We start from the raw sequence: 18217 nt of genomic DNA, 5'->3' as shown, positions 1-18217 counted from the left end.
GCTGAACGGGTGCACTCCCGCTCAGTCCACAGGAACGGTGAAGACCACCCACTACAAGGGCACGGTCACCCTCGACCAGTTCCGCGACTCCCTCAAGTCCCAGAGCAAGGTGACCCGCGAGCAGCGGGAGAAGAGCCTTGAGCAGTACGAGAAGCTGGGCATCGACAAGTTCACGATGGACATGTGGATCGGTGCGGACGAGCGGACCAAGCAGTTCCGGATGCGCGGTGCGGCGGACAAGGGTCCGCTTGACATGACGATCACCTTCGACGACTTCAACAAGCCGGTGAACATTGCCGCGCCGGCTGCCAAGGACGTCGCGGACCTGGCGGAGATGATGAAGGGTGCGCAGGCCGGCTAGAACCTCCGGTGGGTGCGCGGTTCATTTGTCTGCGGGTCTGTGCGGGCTGGTCGCGCCCACGCGGCGGAGCCGCACATCGAATACAGCCCCGCGCCCCTTCAGGGCGCGGGATTTGCTTGTCGGTCAGCCGTTCACGTACTCTCGTCCAGAAGCCAAAGACCGCTGGTCGTTGCCTTGTCCTCGTAAGAGGACTTGGTGGCCGAAGGATCCGCTGAACTGCGGACGACCCGCGCAGGTGTGACTGTGGATGTGCTCCCGGACGAAATCCGCTCACGGAATTCGGTTGGTCGAGCTCACGCCCCGAGCGCCTGCGCCGGGGCGTTTCGTTTTCCCAGTCTCCTTCTGAGCGGTCCTCATCACCCGGAAGGAGGCCACGCTTATGGCAAGGCCCGACAAGGCTGCCGCGGTAGCCGAGCTCGCGGACCAGTTCCGTAGCTCGAACGCCGCTGTGCTGACCGAGTACCGGGGTCTCACCGTGGCGCAGCTCAAGACGCTGCGTCGTTCGCTCGGTGAAGACGCCCAGTACGCCGTGGTGAAGAACACGCTGACCAAGATCGCGGCCAACGAGGCCGGGATCTCGACGCTCGACGACCTGTTCAACGGTCCGACGGCGGTTGCCTTCATCACCGGTGACCCGGTGACGTCGGCGAAGGGTCTTCGTGACTTCGCCAAGGACAACCCGAACCTCGTCATCAAGGGCGGTGTCCTTGACGGTAAGGCGCTGTCCGCCGACGAGATCAAGAAGCTTGCGGACCTCGAGTCCCGCGAGGTTCTGCTCAGCAAGCTGGCGGGTGCTTTCAAGGGCAAGCAGTCTCAGGCTGCCTCGCTCTTCCAGGCGCTTCCCTCGAAGTTCGTCCGCACCGCGGAAGCGCTTCGCGTCAAGCTCGCCGAGCAGGGCGGTGCCGAGTAATTCGGCTCGCACTTTGACCGCCGCCTGACGCGGCGGTCGGCGCGGGCCGAACATACGCCCGCCGACACTTACCTCGGCACCTGCCGAATTGACTGGAAGGATCGCCCATCATGGCGACGAAGCTGTCCCAGGAAGAGCTGCTCGCGCAGTTCGAGACCCTCACCCTCATCGAGCTCTCCGAGTTCGTTAAGGCCTTCGAGGAGAAGTTCGACGTCACCGCCGCCGCCGCGGTCGCCGTTGCCGGTCCGGTCGGCCCCGCCGCCGTTGAGGCCGTCGAGGAGCAGGACGAGTTCGACGTCATCCTCACCGGTCCCGGCGAGAAGAAGATCCAGGTCATCAAGGTCGTGCGTGAGCTGACCTCGCTGGGTCTCAAGGAGGCCAAGGACCTCGTGGACGGCGCCCCGAAGCCCGTTCTCGAGAAGGTCACCAAGGAGGCCGCCGAGAAGGCTGCCGAGTCCCTCAAGGCCGCCGGCGCCGGCGTCGAGGTCAAGTAACTCCACCGAGGGTCCGTCGAGGACTCTCGTGACAGCTGACGTAGGGCTTCTGGTAGCCCTGTAACGCTGACGCGGTGAAGAGCGATCATCCATCTGGGTGGTCGCTCTTCGGCGTTCGAGGGGTCGGGTCGTGGCTGCCTTGCACGGTCGGTGACGGCGAGTAAGGTGATCTTCGTCGTGCCTCCGGACGCCCCTGACGCTGTGCCGCACGTGACGATGGCAGCACCGGGTTTGGGCTTCGAGGCCTTGACGAACCGCACGGAGCGCGCAATTCTCAGGACGCGTCGTCACAACGATCCGAATCCGAGGTTGGATCGGTGGCGAAGAGGGAAGTATCGATGTGGCATAGAGGCGTGGCTTGCAGCAGGGGTTGAGAACAACGAGGGTCTTCAAAAACCCGCACTGGACATCAGTGGGCCTAGTGGCTACACTGACCCTTTGCGCTGCCTGTTAGCTGCCTCCTGCCCGTCACCAGGGGCATGCCCTCGCTTGAGCACCGACGATCGGACCTTCTCCGACCTGGCCTTTTCCGGCTGGTCGTGAAGCGCCTGTCTCTGTGCCCCGGTGAGGGGCCGGTACGCGCGTAGTGAGTCCGAGCCCTCGGAAGGACCCCCTCTTGGCCGCCTCGCGCACTGCCTCCGCGAATACAAACCACGGCGCCAGCACTGCCCCGCTGCGCATCTCTTTTGCAAAAATCAAGGAGCCCCTCGAGGTTCCGAACCTCCTTGCGCTGCAAACCGAGAGCTTCGACTGGCTGCTCGGTAACGCCGCGTGGAAGGCTCGTGTCGAGGCTGCTCTGGACAGCGGACAGGACGTCCCCACCAAGTCCGGTCTGGAGGAGATCTTCGAGGAGATCTCCCCGATCGAGGACTTCTCCGGGTCGATGTCCCTGACGTTCCGCGACCACCGCTTCGAGCCTCCGAAGAACTCGATCGACGAGTGCAAGGACCGTGACTTCACGTACTCCGCGCCCCTCTTCGTCACGGCCGAGTTCACCAACAACGAGACCGGCGAGATCAAGTCCCAGACGGTCTTCATGGGCGATTTCCCGCTCATGACCAACAAGGGCACCTTCGTCATCAACGGCACCGAGCGTGTCGTCGTGTCGCAGCTGGTCCGTTCGCCGGGTGTCTACTTCGACTCCTCCATCGACAAGACGTCCGACAAGGACATCTTCGCGTCCAAGGTGATCCCCTCCCGGGGTGCCTGGCTGGAGATGGAGATCGACAAGCGCGACATGGTCGGTGTCCGCATCGACCGCAAGCGCAAGCAGTCCGTCACCGTCCTCCTCAAGGCTCTCGGCTGGACGACCGAGCAGATCCTGGAAGAGTTCGGCGAGTACGAGTCGATGCGCGCCACCCTGGAGAAGGACCACACCCAGGGCCAGGACGACGCGCTGCTCGACATCTACCGCAAGCTCCGTCCTGGCGAGCCGCCGACCCGTGAGGCCGCGCAGACGCTTCTGGAGAACCTCTACTTCAACCCGAAGCGTTATGACCTCGCCAAGGTCGGCCGTTACAAGGTCAACAAGAAGCTGGGTGGCGAGGCCCCGCTGGACGCCGGTGTGCTGACCGTCGAGGACATCATCTCGACGATCAAGTACCTGGTGAAGCTGCACGCCGGTGAGACCGAGACCGTTGGCAACAACGGCACGTCGATGGTCGTCGAGACCGACGACATCGACCACTTCGGCAACCGTCGTCTGCGCAACGTCGGCGAGCTCATCCAGAACCAGGTCCGTACGGGTCTGGCGCGTATGGAGCGAGTCGTCCGCGAGCGCATGACGACCCAGGACGTCGAGGCGATCACGCCGCAGACCCTGATCAACATCCGGCCGGTCGTCGCCTCCATCAAGGAGTTCTTCGGCACCAGCCAGCTGTCGCAGTTCATGGACCAGAACAACCCGCTGTCGGGTCTCACCCACAAGCGCCGCCTGTCGGCGCTTGGCCCGGGTGGTCTCTCCCGTGAGCGGGCCGGCTTCGAGGTCCGTGACGTGCACCCCTCGCACTACGGCCGCATGTGTCCGATCGAGACCCCCGAAGGCCCGAACATCGGCCTGATCGGCTCGCTCGCCTCCTACGGCCGGGTCAACGCGTTCGGGTTCGTCGAGACCCCGTACCGCAAGGTCGTCGAGGGTGTCGTCACCGACGACGTCGACTACCTGACCGCCGACGAGGAAGACCGCTTCGTGATCGCCCAGGCGAACGCGATCCTCTCCGACGACATGCGCTTCGAGGAGTCCCGCGTTCTCGTCCGCCGCCGTGGCGGCGAGATCGACTACATCCCCGGCGACGACGTCGACTACATGGACGTCTCCCCGCGCCAGATGGTGTCCGTCGCGACCGCGATGATCCCCTTCCTGGAGCACGACGACGCCAACCGTGCCCTCATGGGCGCGAACATGATGCGCCAGGCCGTGCCGCTGATCACCGCCGAGGCTCCCCTCGTCGGTACGGGCATGGAGTACCGCTGCGCCGTCGACGCCGGCGACGTCATCAAGGCCGAGAAGGCGGGTGTGGTCCAGGAGGTCTCCGCGGACTACGTCACCGTCGCCAACGACGACGGCACGTACACCACGTACCGCGTCGCGAAGTTCTCGCGCTCCAACCAGGGCACCTCGGTCAACCAGAAGGTTGTCGTGGACGAGGGCGACCGGGTCGTCGAGCACCAGGTGCTCGCCGACGGTCCGGCCACACAGGAAGGCGAGATGGCGCTGGGCAAGAACCTGCTCGTCGCCTTCATGCCGTGGGAGGGTCACAACTACGAGGACGCGATCATCCTGTCGCAGCGCCTCGTGCAGGACGACGTCCTCTCCTCGATCCACATCGAGGAGCACGAGGTCGACGCCCGTGACACCAAGCTCGGCCCCGAGGAGATCACCCGGGACATCCCGAACGTCTCCGAGGAGGTCCTCGCCGACCTCGACGAGCGCGGCATCATCCGTATCGGTGCCGAGGTCGTCGCCGGTGACATCCTCGTCGGCAAGGTCACGCCCAAGGGTGAGACCGAGCTGACCCCCGAGGAGCGTCTGCTCCGCGCGATCTTCGGTGAGAAGGCGCGTGAGGTCCGTGACACCTCGCTGAAGGTGCCGCACGGTGAGATCGGCAAGGTCATCGGCGTCCGCGTCTTCGACCGTGAGGAGGGCGACGAGCTGCCGCCGGGCGTGAACCAGCTGGTTCGGGTCTACGTGGCGCAGAAGCGCAAGATCACGGACGGTGACAAGCTCGCCGGCCGCCACGGCAACAAGGGTGTTATCTCGAAGATCCTGCCGATCGAGGACATGCCGTTCCTCGAGGACGGAACTCCGGTCGACATCATCCTCAACCCGCTGGGTGTGCCGTCCCGAATGAACCCGGGACAGGTGCTGGAGATCCACCTCGGCTGGCTCGCCAGTCGCGGCTGGGACGTCTCCGGGCTCGCGGACGAGTGGGCGCAGCGCCTCCAGGCCATCGGGGCCGACGTGGTCGCCCCCGGCACGAACGTCGCCACCCCCGTCTTCGACGGTGCGCGTGAGGACGAGCTGTCCGGTCTGCTCAACCACACGTTCCCGAACCGCGACGGTTCGCGCATGGTGCTCCCGACCGGCAAGGCGCCCCTGTTCGACGGCCGCTCCGGCGAGCCGTTCCCGGAGCCCGTCGCCGTCGGTTACATGTACATCCTCAAGCTCCACCACCTGGTCGACGACAAGCTCCACGCCCGTTCGACCGGTCCGTACTCGATGATCACCCAGCAGCCGCTGGGTGGTAAGGCCCAGTTCGGTGGCCAGCGATTCGGCGAGATGGAGGTGTGGGCGCTGGAGGCATACGGCGCCGCATACGCCCTCCAGGAGCTGCTGACCATCAAGTCCGACGACGTGACCGGCCGCGTGAAGGTCTACGAGGCCATCGTCAAGGGCGAGAACATCCCCGAGCCCGGCATCCCCGAGTCCTTCAAGGTGCTCATCAAGGAGATGCAGTCTCTCTGCCTCAACGTGGAGGTGCTGTCCAGTGACGGTATGTCCATCGAAATGCGTGACACCGACGAGGACGTCTTCCGCGCGGCGGAGGAACTCGGCATCGACCTGTCCCGGCGTGAGCCGAGCAGCGTCGAAGAGGTCTGACGGGAGTTCGGCGGGCTCTTGAACACCTTTGGAACAGGTGAGACAAGGCCCGCCGGCCCCAGGACCCCCGTATCAGACCCCATGACTTACAACCCTGAGAGGGATTGACGCATAGTGCTCGACGTCAACTTCTTCGACGAGCTCCGGATCGGTCTGGCCACCGCTGACGACATCCGTCAGTGGAGCCACGGCGAGGTCAAGAAGCCCGAGACGATCAACTACCGCACGCTCAAGCCCGAAAAGGACGGACTCTTCTGCGAGAAGATCTTCGGTCCGACCCGGGACTGGGAGTGCTACTGCGGCAAGTACAAGCGTGTCCGCTTCAAGGGCATCATCTGTGAGCGCTGTGGCGTCGAGGTCACTCGCGCCAAGGTGCGCCGTGAGCGGATGGGCCACATCGAGCTCGCCGCTCCCGTCACTCACATCTGGTACTTCAAGGGCGTTCCGTCGCGTCTTGGCTACCTGCTCGACCTCGCCCCGAAGGACCTCGAGAAGGTCATCTACTTCGCGGCGTACATGATCACGTTCGTCGACGACGAGCGCCGTACCCGTGACCTGCCCTCGCTGGAGGCGCATGTCTCGGTCGAGCGGCAGCAGATCGAGAACCGCCGCGACTCGGACCTCGAGGCCCGCGCCAAGAAGCTCGAGAGCGACCTGGGCGAGCTGGAGGCCGAGGGCGCCAAGGCCGACGTACGCCGCAAGGTGCGCGAAGGTGCCGAGCGGGAGATGAAGCAGCTGCGGGACCGTTCGCAGCGCGAGATCGACCGTCTCGACGAGGTGTGGACCCGGTTCAAGAACCTCAAGGTCCAGGACCTTGAGGGCGACGAGCTGCTCTACCGCGAGCTGCGCGACCGCTTCGGGACCTACTTCGACGGTTCGATGGGTGCCGCGGCGCTGCAGAAGCGCCTGGAGTCCTTCGACCTGGACGAAGAAGCCGAGCGGCTTCGCGAGATCATCCGTACCGGCAAGGGCCAGAAGAAGACCCGTGCGCTCAAGCGCCTCAAGGTCGTCTCCGCGTTCCTGCTGACCAGCAACAAGCCCAAGGGCATGGTCCTCGACTGTGTCCCGGTCATCCCGCCGGACCTTCGCCCGATGGTGCAGCTGGACGGTGGCCGCTTCGCGACCTCCGACCTGAACGACCTGTACCGCCGTGTGATCAACCGGAACAACCGTCTGAAGCGGCTTCTCGACCTCGGTGCTCCCGAGATCATCGTGAACAACGAGAAGCGCATGCTTCAGGAGGCCGTTGACGCGTTGTTCGACAACGGTCGTCGTGGCCGTCCGGTCACCGGTCCCGGTAACCGCCCGCTGAAGTCCCTCAGCGACATGCTGAAGGGCAAGCAGGGTCGATTCCGTCAGAACCTGCTCGGCAAGCGTGTGGACTACTCCGCGCGTTCCGTGATCGTCGTCGGTCCGCAGCTGAAGCTGCACCAGTGCGGTCTGCCGAAGGCGATGGCGCTCGAGCTCTTCAAGCCGTTCGTGATGAAGCGGCTCGTGGACCTCAACCACGCGCAGAACATCAAGAGCGCCAAGCGCATGGTCGAGCGCGGCCGCACCGTCGTGTACGACGTCCTCGAAGAGGTCATCGCCGAGCACCCGGTGCTGCTGAACCGTGCGCCCACGCTGCACCGCCTCGGCATCCAGGCCTTCGAGCCTCAGCTCGTCGAGGGCAAGGCCATCCAGATCCACCCGCTCGTCTGCACCGCGTTCAACGCGGACTTCGACGGTGACCAGATGGCCGTCCACCTGCCGCTCTCCGCGGAGGCGCAGGCCGAGGCCCGCATCCTGATGCTGTCCTCGAACAACATCCTCAAGCCCGCCGACGGCCGTCCGGTGACGATGCCGACCCAGGACATGGTCCTCGGTCTGTTCTTCCTCACCACCGACGGTGAACTGCGTGACGTCAAGGGTGAGGGCCGCGCGTTCGGCTCCTCCGCCGAGGCGACCATGGCGTTCGACAACGGTGAGCTGGCGCTGCAGTCGGCGATCGACATCCGCTTCCCGGTGGGCACCATCCCGCCGCGCGGCTGGACCCCGCCGGCCCGCGATGAGAACGAGCCCGAGTGGCAGCAGGGGGACACCTTCCGCCTGCGCACCACCCTGGGCCGCGCTCTCTTCAACGAGCTGCTGCCCGAGGACTACCCGTTCGTCGACTACTCGGTGGGCAAGAAGCAGCTCGGCGAGATCGTCAACGACCTCGCTGAGCGCTACCCCAAGGTCATCGTGGCGGCGACGCTCGACAACCTGAAGGCGGCGGGCTTCTACTGGGGCACGCGCTCCGGTGTCACCGTGGCCATCTCCGACATCGTCGTTCCCGAGGCGAAGAAGGCGATCGTCAAGGGCTACGAGGCGCTGGACGAGAAGGTCCAGAAGCAGTACGAGCGCGGTCTGATCACCAAGGACGAGCGCACGCAGGAGCTCATCGCGATCTGGACCAAGGCGACCAACGAGGTTGCCGAGGCGATGAACGCGAACTTCCCCAAGACGAACCCCATCTTCATGATGGTTGACTCGGGTGCCCGAGGAAACATGATGCAGATGCGCCAGATCGCCGGTATGCGTGGTCTGGTGTCGAACGCCAAGAACGAGACGATTCCTCGTCCCATCAAGGCCTCCTTCCGTGAAGGCCTGTCGGTGCTCGAGTACTTCATCTCGACTCACGGTGCCCGTAAGGGTCTCGCCGACACCGCCCTGCGTACCGCCGACTCGGGTTACCTCACCCGTCGTCTGGTGGACGTCTCGCAGGACGTCATCATCCGCGAGGAGGACTGCGGCACCGACCGCGGCCTCAAGCTGGCCATCGCCGAGCGCGACGAAGCCGGTGTGCTGCGCAAGACCGAGAACGTCGAGACGTCGGTGTACGCCCGTGCGCTGGCCGAGGACATCACCATCGACGGACGTGTGCTGGCCCCGGCCAACACCGACCTCGGTGACGTCCTCATCGACGAGCTGGTCAGGCACGGCATCGAGGAGGTCAAGACCCGCTCGGTCCTGACCTGCGAGTCCGCCGTCGGCACCTGCGCCATGTGCTACGGCCGTTCGCTGGCCACCGGCAAGCTGGTCGACATCGGTGAGGCGGTCGGCATCATCGCCGCCCAGTCCATCGGTGAGCCCGGTACCCAGCTGACGATGCGTACCTTCCACACCGGTGGTGTGGCCGGTGACGACATCACCCAGGGTCTGCCCCGTGTCGTCGAGCTCTTCGAGGCTCGTACGCCCAAGGGTGTCGCCCCGATCTCGGAGGCGGCCGGCCGCGTCCGTATCGAGGAGACCGAGAAGACCAAGAAGCTCGTCATCACCCCGGACGACGGCAGCGAGGAGACGGCGTTCCCGATCTCCAAGCGCGCCAAGGTCATGGTGCGTGAGGGTGACCACGTCGAGGTGGGCCAGAAGCTCACCTTCGGTGCCACCAACCCGCACGACGTGCTGCGGATCCTCGGTCAGCGCGCGGTCCAGATCCACCTGGTCGGCGAAGTCCAGAAGGTCTACAACTCGCAGGGTGTGTCGATCCACGACAAGCACATCGAGATCATCATCCGGCAGATGCTCCGCCGTGTGACGATCATCGAGTCCGGCGACGCCGAGCTGCTGCCCGGCGAGCTGGTCGAGCGTGGCAAGTTCGAGACCGAGAACCGTCGTGTGGTCCAGGAAGGCGGCCACCCGGCCTCCGGCCGTCCGCAGCTGATGGGTATCACCAAGGCCTCGCTGGCGACGGAATCCTGGCTGTCGGCCGCCTCCTTCCAGGAGACGACCCGAGTTCTGACGGACGCGGCGATCAACGCCAAGTCCGACAGCCTCATCGGCCTCAAGGAGAACGTCATCATCGGTAAGCTCATCCCGGCCGGTACGGGTCTGTCCCGTTACCGCAACATCCGGGTCGAGCCGACCGAGGAAGCGAAGGCCGCGATGTACTCGGCCGTCGGCTACGACGACATCGACTACTCGCCGTTCGGCACGGGCTCCGGCCAGGCCGTTCCGCTGGAGGACTACGACTACGGTCCGTACAACCAGTAAGCGGTAGTTGGCAGCTGCTGGTTGGCAGTCGCCAGTCGCCAGTTGGTAGTACGAAGGGCGGTCACCCCGGTTGCGGGGTGGCCGCCCTTCGGCGTGTCGGGAACCTTTCGGGTTCAGCGCTGCTGCTGCAGGTACGGCTGGAGGTGGTGCAGCCGGGTGTGGTGGTCCGGGTGCGAGGAGAGCAGCTTGCTCAGCGGGCTCTCCTCCGGCGCCACGCCGTTGTTGAGCGCGGCGAGCGCTGCCGTCTGCCGCTGCTCCTCCTGGTGGAGCTTGTCGAGTACGGAGGCCAGCATCGGGGCGAAGCCGAGGGCCGCCGCGTGCTCGTCGGCGCGGAGTTCGGCGCGGCGGCCGACGGCGGCGAGCGCGTACGGCACGCCGAGGATCAGCAGGGGCAGGCCGTACAGGGTGCTGATGGTCGCCATGGCGATGCCGCCGAGGACGAGTACGACGAAGCCGACGCCGAAGCAGGAGAAGGCGCGGGACACCTTGAAGACGATCACAGAGAAGGCGCGCAGGAACCGCCAGGCGAGACGGCCGGGCTGCGCGTACCAGTAGCCGAGGAGACCGGACCAGGCGTGGCCGCCGACGTGGTGGCCCAGCTCGTGTGCCATGACGGCCGCGAGTTCGCCGTTGGGCAGCTCGTTCATGGCGAAGCGGGTGACGCCGACGATGTGGCCGGCGGCGGCGACCGCGTTCAGGCCGTCGCTGTCCTCGACCCAGAGCTCGTAGTTGCGGCCCTCGACGCCCGCGCGGGCGGTGACCTCGCGCCAGACCGGTTCGAGTTTGGCTCGTTCTTGTGGAGTGGGGTAGCGCAGGTGGAGCAAACGGCGCGCGAGGGCGCTCTCGGTGGGCCGGTGGAACACGAGTGCGCCGCTCAGCAGCCAGGCGATGATCACGAGGAACGCCAGGTCGCTGAAGAAGAGGGAGAACATGCTGACGACAAGGAGGCTGCAGAGGAAGTTCGGGAGGTAGAGGAGGAGGTTGCCCACGGCGGTGGCGTCGGTACGGCGCTGGTGGGCGGAGATGTGGACGCGCCCGCGGTCGGTGGAGATGTGGTGGGGGTGGGTGGCGCCGGGCGCCGGGGGCGTGGGGGAGGTGGGGCTCGCTACGGGGGGTGTGAAGGGCGAGGTGGGTGTGGTGGGTGTGGTCGGGGAGTGCTGCGGGGGAGCGTACTGCGGGGGGATGGGCTGGGCGGTGGCCTGGGGGTGGGGCGAGGGCTGGGTGGGGGTCGCGCCGGGGTAGGAGGAGGGACTGGGCTGGTTCGGGGCCGCGCCTGGGTAGGTGGGTGGCTGGGGCTGGTTCGGGGTCATACCCGGGTAGGCCGGGGGCTGGGCGGCGTCCGGGTAGTGGGGTTGCTGGGCCGCGCCGGGGTAGGTCGGGGGTTGGGTGGAGCCCGGGTACGGGGGTGGTTGGTTCGCGCCCGGCGAGGTCGGGGGCTCGGTGGCGCCGGGGTACTGGGGTTGCTGGGCCGCATCGGGGTAGGTCGGGGGTTGGGTGGAGCCCGGGTACGGGGGCGGTTGGTTCGCGCCCGGCAAGGTCGGGGGCTCGGTGGCGCCCGGGTACCGGGGTTGCTGGGTCGGGTACGGGTACGAGGGCGGCTCGGTCGGGTCCGGGTATCGGGGTGGTTGTTGCGTGGCCTGCGGGTACGGGGGAGCGGGCTGGGCGGGGTACTGCGGTGGGGCTGAGCGCTGGGCTGCTGTCTGCTCGGGGTACGTCGGCCGGAACAGGGGCTGATCGGAGGGCTCGGGGTGTTCCGGTGGTGACGAGGGTGGCTGGGTCATGGTCTTCCTTCACGTGCGGGGACGGTGCTGAGCGGTCCGGTCCGATGGGTTCAGCCGATGAGCAGTGAGGCGGGGAGGAGGAGCATGCCGGCGCAGAAGGACATCAGGCCGGTACGGATCCACTGGTGCTTGCATGCGGCGATGCGGCTCGTCTCGGTGAGCGCCGAGGTCAGCGCTGCCGTGGGGTCGCGCTGGGTGTCGGCGAGCGCTGCCGCCAACTGGCCGAGCCGCACGGCTTGTTGGATGTCACCGAAGTAGGAGAGGGGCTGGCCCGGAGCCCACGGTTCGGAGCGGTAGCGGGGCAGCACCGCGAGGAGCAGAGCGAACAGGGACAGCGCCAGGGACGCGGCCCCGAGGGACCAGACGACGGTGCCGAAAGTGGTGAGCGTGGCCGGGTTCCAGTTCCGCCCGGCGAGCAGCCCGCTGAACACGCCGGCGGTCATCCCCAGCGCGGCGACCAGGACGGACGCCTTGCTGTCGGCGCGGGCGATCTCCGTACGGAGGTCCGTGAGGAGGCGCTCGCAGAGCTGGACGGGGTCGGCGGGGGTGCCCGGTGGGGGCGGTGTCGGGGTGGGGCTGGGGTCGAGTGTCGTCACGTAGCGCCGCCTGCCCTGTCCTCCTTGGGGCCGGTATCGGGGCCCTCGGCCGGCCCGTCCGCCGCCGCGCTCTGCTGGTCGGGGAGGGTCGGGGTGCTGCCGTAGCCCGGGGGTGGCTGCCAGGCGGGGGCCGCGGGAGTGGCGTAGGGGCCCGGCGCCCGGGGAGCGGAGTACGGCTGCTGGTACGGGCCTGGGGCGCCGTACGAGGGGATGGTTCCGTAGGGGGTGGCGGTGGGCGGCGTCGGGGGCTGGGCCGTGGGCGGCTGTGGGGCGCCCTGATACGGGCTTGCCGGGGGCGCGTCGCTCCGGGGCCGGTCGGCGGGCTCGGGGTGGCGGCCGGGTTGCGTGTGCGAGGGGTCCAGATGGCCGGGTACGGGTCCCTGCCGGTCCGGGGCGGGTCCCGGTTGCCCCGGGACGAACCCGGGCTGGGCGGGCGCCCCCTGGCCGTACGTCGCGTACGGGTCGTCCAGGGCCGGGGCGCCGTCCGGGAGCGGGGGAGGTGTCTGGGGGACGCCCGGGAGGCGCTGGGTGAGGATGTCGCTGACTGTGCGCAGGGCCAGCTGTTTGGGGCCCTCCAGCTCGAACTTCTCCGCGTTGTCGCCGTGCAGCAGGTCCTTCACCAGGTCCATCTGGGCCTGGATCATGCGGAGTTGGTCGTCCCGCATGCTCGTCATGACCATGCGGGAGTCCTCGGGGTGCTGGGCGAGGTGCAGGGCCCAGGCATGGACGCCGCCCTGTTGCAGGTGCCACTGGTAGAAGGCGACCTTCTGCGCCTCGATCTGCTGCAACTCCAGTTCCTGGTGGCCCTGTTGGATGGAGAGCTGGTGCTGCTGGCCGCTCTGCAGGGCCGCCTGCTCGTAGTCCCAGCGCTGCTGCTGGAGAGCCAGGTGCTGTTGCTGGGCGCCGTACGCCATCGAGCGCTCGATCTGGAGGGCGTCCTGGCCGCGGTTGCGGCGGTCCACCTCCACGTCGATGTCGGAGCCGCGCTGGGCCGCCCAGACCTGCTCGGTAGCCGAGTGGTCGATGGCCTGGAGGCGGCGCTGGTGGTCGATGTTCTCCTGGTCGCGGCGCAGACGCAGGGTCCAGGTCGTCTGGAGGCCGGCCGGGGCACCCAGCGGGCCCAGGACGTTGATCGCCTGGAGGAGCTCCCCTTCCGCCGCCGCGCTGTCCGCGATCGGGAAGCGCCGGCTCACCGGGCGTGCCGCGCGCTGGAGTTCGCCGATGAGCAGGCCCGGCACGTCCCGGTGGCCGCTGCCGACGAACCGGGCCGGGTCGACGACCTGCCAGGACATGTCGATCTCGGCCGAGAACTCGAACGCGTCGTTGTCACTGGGGAGCGTGAGCGTGCCGGAGCACGGGTGCACGCCCATGTCGACCTCGTACACCGCCGTGTAGTGCCGGGCCGCGATCTCGCTGCGGGTCGGGCGGCGGGGCGGGAGGTAGGCCTCGTAGCCGCCCTTGGCGGTCGAGAAGACGAGGGCGTGGTCGATGCGGACCGTCGACTTCAGGGAGAGTTCGAAGCGCGACAGCTGCCGCACGGTGAGCACCGGGTCGATCAACTGGGTGTGCCGGTCCGCGGATTGCTGCCACTCGGGCGGGCGATGGAAGGCGGGCATCGTACGTTGCTCCTCGGTGGGCGCTGGGCGGTGAGCAGGGATGTGCCGACGGGCTAGCGGACGGGGAGCGTGGTGACGAGGCGGGCCGCCACCGCGGGCGGTTGGGCGCCGTCCTCGCCCGGCATCGTCCGCAGGAGATGGCCCAGGCGCTGGTACTCCGCCGGGGTGGTGACCAGGGCCGGGAGCAGAGCCGCCAGAGCCCACTCCGTGGTCGTCGAGCGGTCGGCGACCAGGACCCACTCGCGCAGCACGTCCAGGGCGTGCCGGGTCTCGTTCGGGTCGCCCAGCGCCGCCCGCCACAGGAACGGGATGCCCTGGGCTGCGGCCGAGCGCTCGGTGGCCGACCGTGCGTACCAGCCGAGGACCAGCGGATGGCCGTACCGCTCGTCGTCCTGGGTGTGGCGACAGGCGCTGACGAAGCCGCCGACGGTCAGGTCGTGCACCGCGCGGTCGTCGGGGAGGTGCAGGCGCAGTTCGGCGAGCACGCGGTCGCCGGCCTCGGAGAGGAGCAACAGGGCGACGGCCTCACGCAGTTCGCCGGCCATCTCGCGGTCGAAGGCGTCCTGGGTGGCTGTGTTCCCGTAGGTCCCGTACAGCCCGCGGGCCGCGGTGCGCAGGGCGGCCAGGGCCTGTTCGGGGCGTTCGGCGCCGATCAGCGCGTACGCCCGGACGGCCACCCAGCGCAGTCGCCGGTCCTCGCCCTTGGACCACTCGTCGAGGATGCGCGGGATGTTCGGCGTGTCGATGAGGTGGGCGAGGGTGAGCGCGTTGACGGCCACCAGGCGGTGCCGGAAGCGGTTGGAGGTCGCCCAGGGTTCGATGACCAGGGCCATGGCCGAGGGCAGGTCCGTACGGGCCAGGACGGCCACCGTGGACGCGGCCCGGGTACGGACGAGAGGGCGGCCGTCGTCGGCCAGCCGGCGCAGCCAGTCGATCAGCGCGGGGCGCGCGGAGGGGTGGCCCGTCCAGACCTCGCGCAGGAGTACGAGGGAGGCGCGGTCGTCGGTGAACCGGGCCTTCTGCTGGGTCACCGGGCCCCACTCGGTGTGCTCGTCGTCCTCGTACCGCTCGGCGCGGGCGAGTTGGAGGCGCTTGCCGATGTGGGTGCCGAAGACGGGGACCTCGGGGACGCTCGCCGGGTTCTGGGTCTGCTGGAGGAAGCGGTAGAGCAGATCGCTGAGTTCGGCGGTGAGGGCGTACGGGCCGTCGTCGAACGCGGCCAGCGCGACCAGGAACGCCTTGTCGCGCAGATGGATCGACGCCTCGTCCTCCTCGAACCACTCCTGGACCTGGTTCTCCAGGGAGACCAGGGAGAACTGGGCGACGCCGTTCTCGGTGACCTCGCCGGCCGCGTACCGGCCGAGCAACTGGGCGAACGCGGCGACCTCGCGCAGTTGGTGGCTGCGGCCCAGGAACTCGATGACGTCCGGGAGTTCGAGCAGCTTCGCCGCCGTCCCCTCGTCGTCGGCGGCGACGTGGGTGCGGAGGTGTGCGGCCAGTACGTCGGCCGTGTCCGGCGGCTGCCAGTTGACGACCGGTACGTCCTCCAGGACGGCCGTCGGGCCGACGGTGACGACGAGGTACGCGTCCTGCGCGGTGAGGCGGTCGCGGGCGGCGAGGAGGTGGTGCTCGCGGAGGGGCCGGTCACGGCGGGTGGCGAGGTCGGCGAGGACGTAGCCGCGGGGGTGGGCCGGAGCTCCTTCGGTGGCCGATCCGTCGGCGGCCGCGTCCGGCGTGGTGAACCTGTCCGCCAGGGTGCTCGGGTTCGTGTCGCGGTCGAGCGTGTGTACGGGGGCCGCCCCGAGCCGGTGCAGGAGCATCAGGGCGGCCGTGTGTCTGCCGGTGAAGCGGGCGCCCGACAGGACGAGGACGCGGTCGCGGCGCAGCCGGGCGAGCAGGGCCTCGACGGTCGTGTCGGCGGCGACGAACGAGGCGGCGAGCCGGTCGAGCGTGCTCTGCGGGACCTCGCCGGACGCGGAGGCGGCTGCGGACGGGGCGGACAACCCGGGTATCGACCACTGGTGGATCTCCGTCTTGCTGCCCATGATCACGTCCCCGGTGACCTGGCCGCCGCTGACGCCGTGCTGGCTGCCGCCGACCATGCTGCCGCCGAAGCGGGAACGGTCGCCGACGTTCATGGTCCGGGGGCTGTGGTCGATCAGGTCACGCCGGGCCGACCAGGCGGTCTGGGGCTGCTCGCGCTCCTCCGCTCCCTCCGACCCTTCCGAGCCCTCGGCCTCCTTGGACTCCTTGGAGCCTATGGAGTCCTTCGCGGCGCCGTCTCTGCCGTCGTCGGAGGCGGACGTGTCCTCGGGTCCTGGGCGGGCGGCCTCCGACGCGTCCGGGGCGCTCATGAGCCGTCACCCCCGCTGCGACCGCCCAGGTTGACGTCCCCGGTGACCTGGCCGCCGCTGACGCCGTGCTGGTCGCCGGTCACCACGCTGCCGCCGATGGTCACGGCGCCGTTGAAGTTGAGGACGGGGCCCGGGGCGGGACGGCTCTCGGGGGAGGCGCCCTGTGCGGGCACTCTCGGCGCGGGCGGTGTCTGTGGCGCCGGGCGGTCCCCCGGACCGCCCGGCGCCTCCCCCGTCCCCGTGTCACGGTGGTCTTCGTCGGCCGGTGCTGCCGGTGCCGCCTTGTGGCCGCTGGGCAGCGGGCCGTGCAGCCAGGCCCTCATCGGGCCGTTCTTGGTGTCCACGCCGACCGGGTGGAACTCGTCGGCCGGGATGCCGTGGTGGCCGTGCCGTACGACGCCGGTGTACAGGGCGTCCGAGACGATCAGCGCGAAGTCGTGGGGGCGTTCGCGCAGGGCCGCCCTCAGCAGCTGGGCGTCCAGCAGACGGCAGGCGTTGTTCAGGTCGGTGCCGACCCAGCCGTCGTGCTCGTCCACGGCCACGTAACCGGTGGCCACGACCCCGCGCAGCCGGATCTGGGCCGAGCTGGACGCCATGCGGTTGACGTCCCGCAACTGCGCCGGTACCTCCGCGAGCAGGGCCCGCAGCAGCGCGGTGACCGGGGCGTTCGCGTCGATGAGCTCCATCACGGAGTCCCCGCGGTCGGCGCGCAGGCGACGGGTCTCGTCGATGCCGGCGCTTTCCAGCGCACGGTCGGTGATGGCGTAGAGCATGCGCCGCAGGTACGCCTGTTCCACGTCGTCCCGGTCGCTGAACCTTTCGATGTCCAGCAGCAGGATCGTGCGGCTCACGGGGTCGGTCATGGTCACCCTTCGACACGTGCGGGTTGCTTGCAGCAGCGTGGCGGGTGGGGACGGTGAGGTGTGAGGGCGGATGACGCAGTCGGAGTGTGACGGGATACACAGAAGGGGTGTTTCGAGGTGCGGGTCGGCTGGGGTTGCCGTCTGCTGGGGGCTGCCGCCCCCCAGACCCCCGCTTCGGCCCTGAAGGGGCCTCGTCCTCAAGCGCCGGACGGGCTGGAGTTGCCGGACGCCGCGATCCTTCGCAGGATGTCCGGGCGGCGTATCAGCATCGCCCGCCTGCCCGTTTCCACCGCTTCCTTCTCACGGAGCTCCCGCAGCAGGCGCTGGACCATCTCCCTGGAGGCGCCCACCGAGCCCGCCAGTTCCTGTTTGCTCAGGGGGACGGAGAGTTCGATGCCGTCGGGGGTGCGGCGGCCGTGGGTGCGGGCGAGGTCGAGGAGGAGTATCGCGAAGCGTTCCCGTACGTTCATGGACGCGAACTCCAGGCGGCGCCGGTCCGCGGCCCTGGTGCGGTCGGCAGTGAGGCCCAGCAGCGCGAACGAAACAGCCGGTGAACGGCTGAGGAAGTCTTTGAAGCGCTCGTGTTCGACGACCACCGCCCGCACCGCCTCCAGCGCGGTCACCGTGGCCGACCGGGGGCGCCCGGTGAGCGCCGCCGACTCGCCGACGATGTCGCCGGGGCCGCGCAGTGAGAGGAGCGCCTCGTAGCCGTTGGCGGCCGAGGCGGTGACCTTCGTCCAGCCCTGGACCAGGAAGAGGACATGGGAGGAGGGCTCGCTCTGGTGGATCAGGGTCACCCGGGTGGCGAAGTTCAGCTCGCGGCCCAGAGCCAGGAGGGCCGTGCGGTCTTCCTGTTCAAGGCGGGCGAGGAAGGGCACCCGGTCGTCCAGGCCCCCGTCGTCCAGTGAATACGCGGCCGTCCCGATCACGCTCAGCCCCCGAATCGTCGCAGAATCCCCGCAGCGGATGGATCAAGGTACTGAACAGGCGGTCTCACAGGGTCGTAAAGGGTGTGTTTCAGCCACCTTGGCTCGTAAATGATCGGAGGATGGCGGAAGCTGTCGTAAGCGGTCAAAGAGGGACTCGCGGACCGTCCGGAGCCCGGCGTGTCGTACCCGCCTCCATTTGT

At 68.4% G+C, this 18217-nt stretch carries 10 protein-coding genes and 1 pseudogene; 5 read left to right on the top strand and 6 right to left on the bottom strand.

Going from position 1 to position 18217, the window contains the following annotated elements; all coding sequences use genetic code 11:
- Positions 1 to 37: 37 nt before the first annotated feature.
- The 5 genes and pseudogenes from G3I71_RS29170 to G3I71_RS29150 form a co-directional block, all read left to right on the top strand.
- Positions 38 to 361: pseudogene (locus G3I71_RS29170) on the top strand (DUF1396 domain-containing protein); the annotation flags it as partial.
- Between the two features lie 379 nt (positions 362 to 740).
- Positions 741 to 1271: a 50S ribosomal protein L10 gene (gene rplJ, locus G3I71_RS29165; protein WP_164319068.1), complete on the top strand. Its 531-nt coding sequence runs from the start codon at positions 741 to 743 to the stop codon at positions 1269 to 1271.
- 110 nt (positions 1272 to 1381) lie between these two features.
- Positions 1382 to 1765, top strand: coding sequence for a 50S ribosomal protein L7/L12 (gene rplL, locus G3I71_RS29160; protein ID WP_164319066.1), 384 nt, complete (start codon positions 1382 to 1384; stop codon positions 1763 to 1765).
- Between the two features lie 616 nt (positions 1766 to 2381).
- Positions 2382 to 5864, top strand: a complete 3483-nt coding sequence (rpoB, locus tag G3I71_RS29155) for a DNA-directed RNA polymerase subunit beta (protein WP_164319063.1) — start codon at positions 2382 to 2384, stop codon at positions 5862 to 5864.
- Positions 5865 to 5978: 114 nt separating this feature from the next.
- Positions 5979 to 9878, top strand: coding sequence for a DNA-directed RNA polymerase subunit beta' (locus G3I71_RS29150; protein WP_164319060.1), 3900 nt, complete (start codon positions 5979 to 5981; stop codon positions 9876 to 9878).
- A 113-nt stretch (positions 9879 to 9991) separates the two neighbouring features.
- Here the strand turns inward: G3I71_RS29150 and G3I71_RS52355 are convergent, their stop codons facing one another.
- From G3I71_RS52355 to G3I71_RS29120, 6 genes are all read right to left on the bottom strand, one after another.
- A complete protein-coding gene (locus G3I71_RS52355; RefSeq protein ID WP_275409285.1) occupies positions 9992 to 11659 on the bottom strand; it encodes a M48 family metalloprotease in 1668 nt (555 codons plus the stop codon).
- A gap of 50 nt (positions 11660 to 11709) precedes the next feature.
- Positions 11710 to 12255, bottom strand: a complete 546-nt coding sequence (locus G3I71_RS29140) for a Pycsar system effector family protein (RefSeq protein WP_164319058.1) — start codon at positions 12253 to 12255, stop codon at positions 11710 to 11712.
- A complete protein-coding gene (locus G3I71_RS29135) occupies positions 12252 to 13871 on the bottom strand; it encodes a hypothetical protein (protein WP_203731669.1) in 1620 nt (539 codons plus the stop codon). The genes G3I71_RS29140 and G3I71_RS29135 overlap by 4 nt, the downstream gene beginning before the upstream one ends.
- A 53-nt stretch (positions 13872 to 13924) precedes the next feature.
- Entirely contained in the window at positions 13925 to 16225 is a 2301-nt protein-coding gene (locus G3I71_RS29130) for a DUF2863 family protein (RefSeq protein WP_164319055.1), read from the bottom strand.
- Positions 16222 to 17088, bottom strand: a complete 867-nt coding sequence (locus G3I71_RS29125) for a hypothetical protein (protein WP_164319052.1) — start codon at positions 17086 to 17088, stop codon at positions 16222 to 16224. The genes G3I71_RS29130 and G3I71_RS29125 overlap by 4 nt, the downstream gene beginning before the upstream one ends.
- Positions 17089 to 17285: 197 nt before the next feature.
- Positions 17286 to 18017: a Crp/Fnr family transcriptional regulator gene (locus G3I71_RS29120; RefSeq protein WP_164319049.1), complete on the bottom strand. Its 732-nt coding sequence runs from the start codon at positions 18015 to 18017 to the stop codon at positions 17286 to 17288.
- Positions 18018 to 18217: the final 200 nt, after the last annotated feature.

This window comes from Streptomyces sp. SID12501 (assembly GCF_010550245.1).
Classification (GTDB): Bacteria; Actinomycetota; Actinomycetes; order Streptomycetales; family Streptomycetaceae; genus Streptomyces.
This window is presented reverse-complemented; position numbering and strand designations above follow the sequence as displayed.

Coding starts and splice junctions, on each gene's coding strand:
- rplL (WP_164319066.1), top strand. CDS start 1,382: ATGGCGACGAAGCTGTCCCAGGAAGAGCTGCTCGCGCAGTTCGAGACC.
- G3I71_RS52355 (WP_275409285.1), bottom strand. CDS start 11,659: ATGACCCAGCCACCCTCGTCACCACCGGAACACCCCGAGCCCTCCGAT.
- G3I71_RS29125 (WP_164319052.1), bottom strand. CDS start 17,088: ATGACCGACCCCGTGAGCCGCACGATCCTGCTGCTGGACATCGAAAGG.
- rplJ (WP_164319068.1), top strand. CDS start 741: ATGGCAAGGCCCGACAAGGCTGCCGCGGTAGCCGAGCTCGCGGACCAG.
- G3I71_RS29130 (WP_164319055.1), bottom strand. CDS start 16,225: ATGAGCGCCCCGGACGCGTCGGAGGCCGCCCGCCCAGGACCCGAGGAC.
- G3I71_RS29135 (WP_203731669.1), bottom strand. CDS start 13,871: ATGCCCGCCTTCCATCGCCCGCCCGAGTGGCAGCAATCCGCGGACCGG.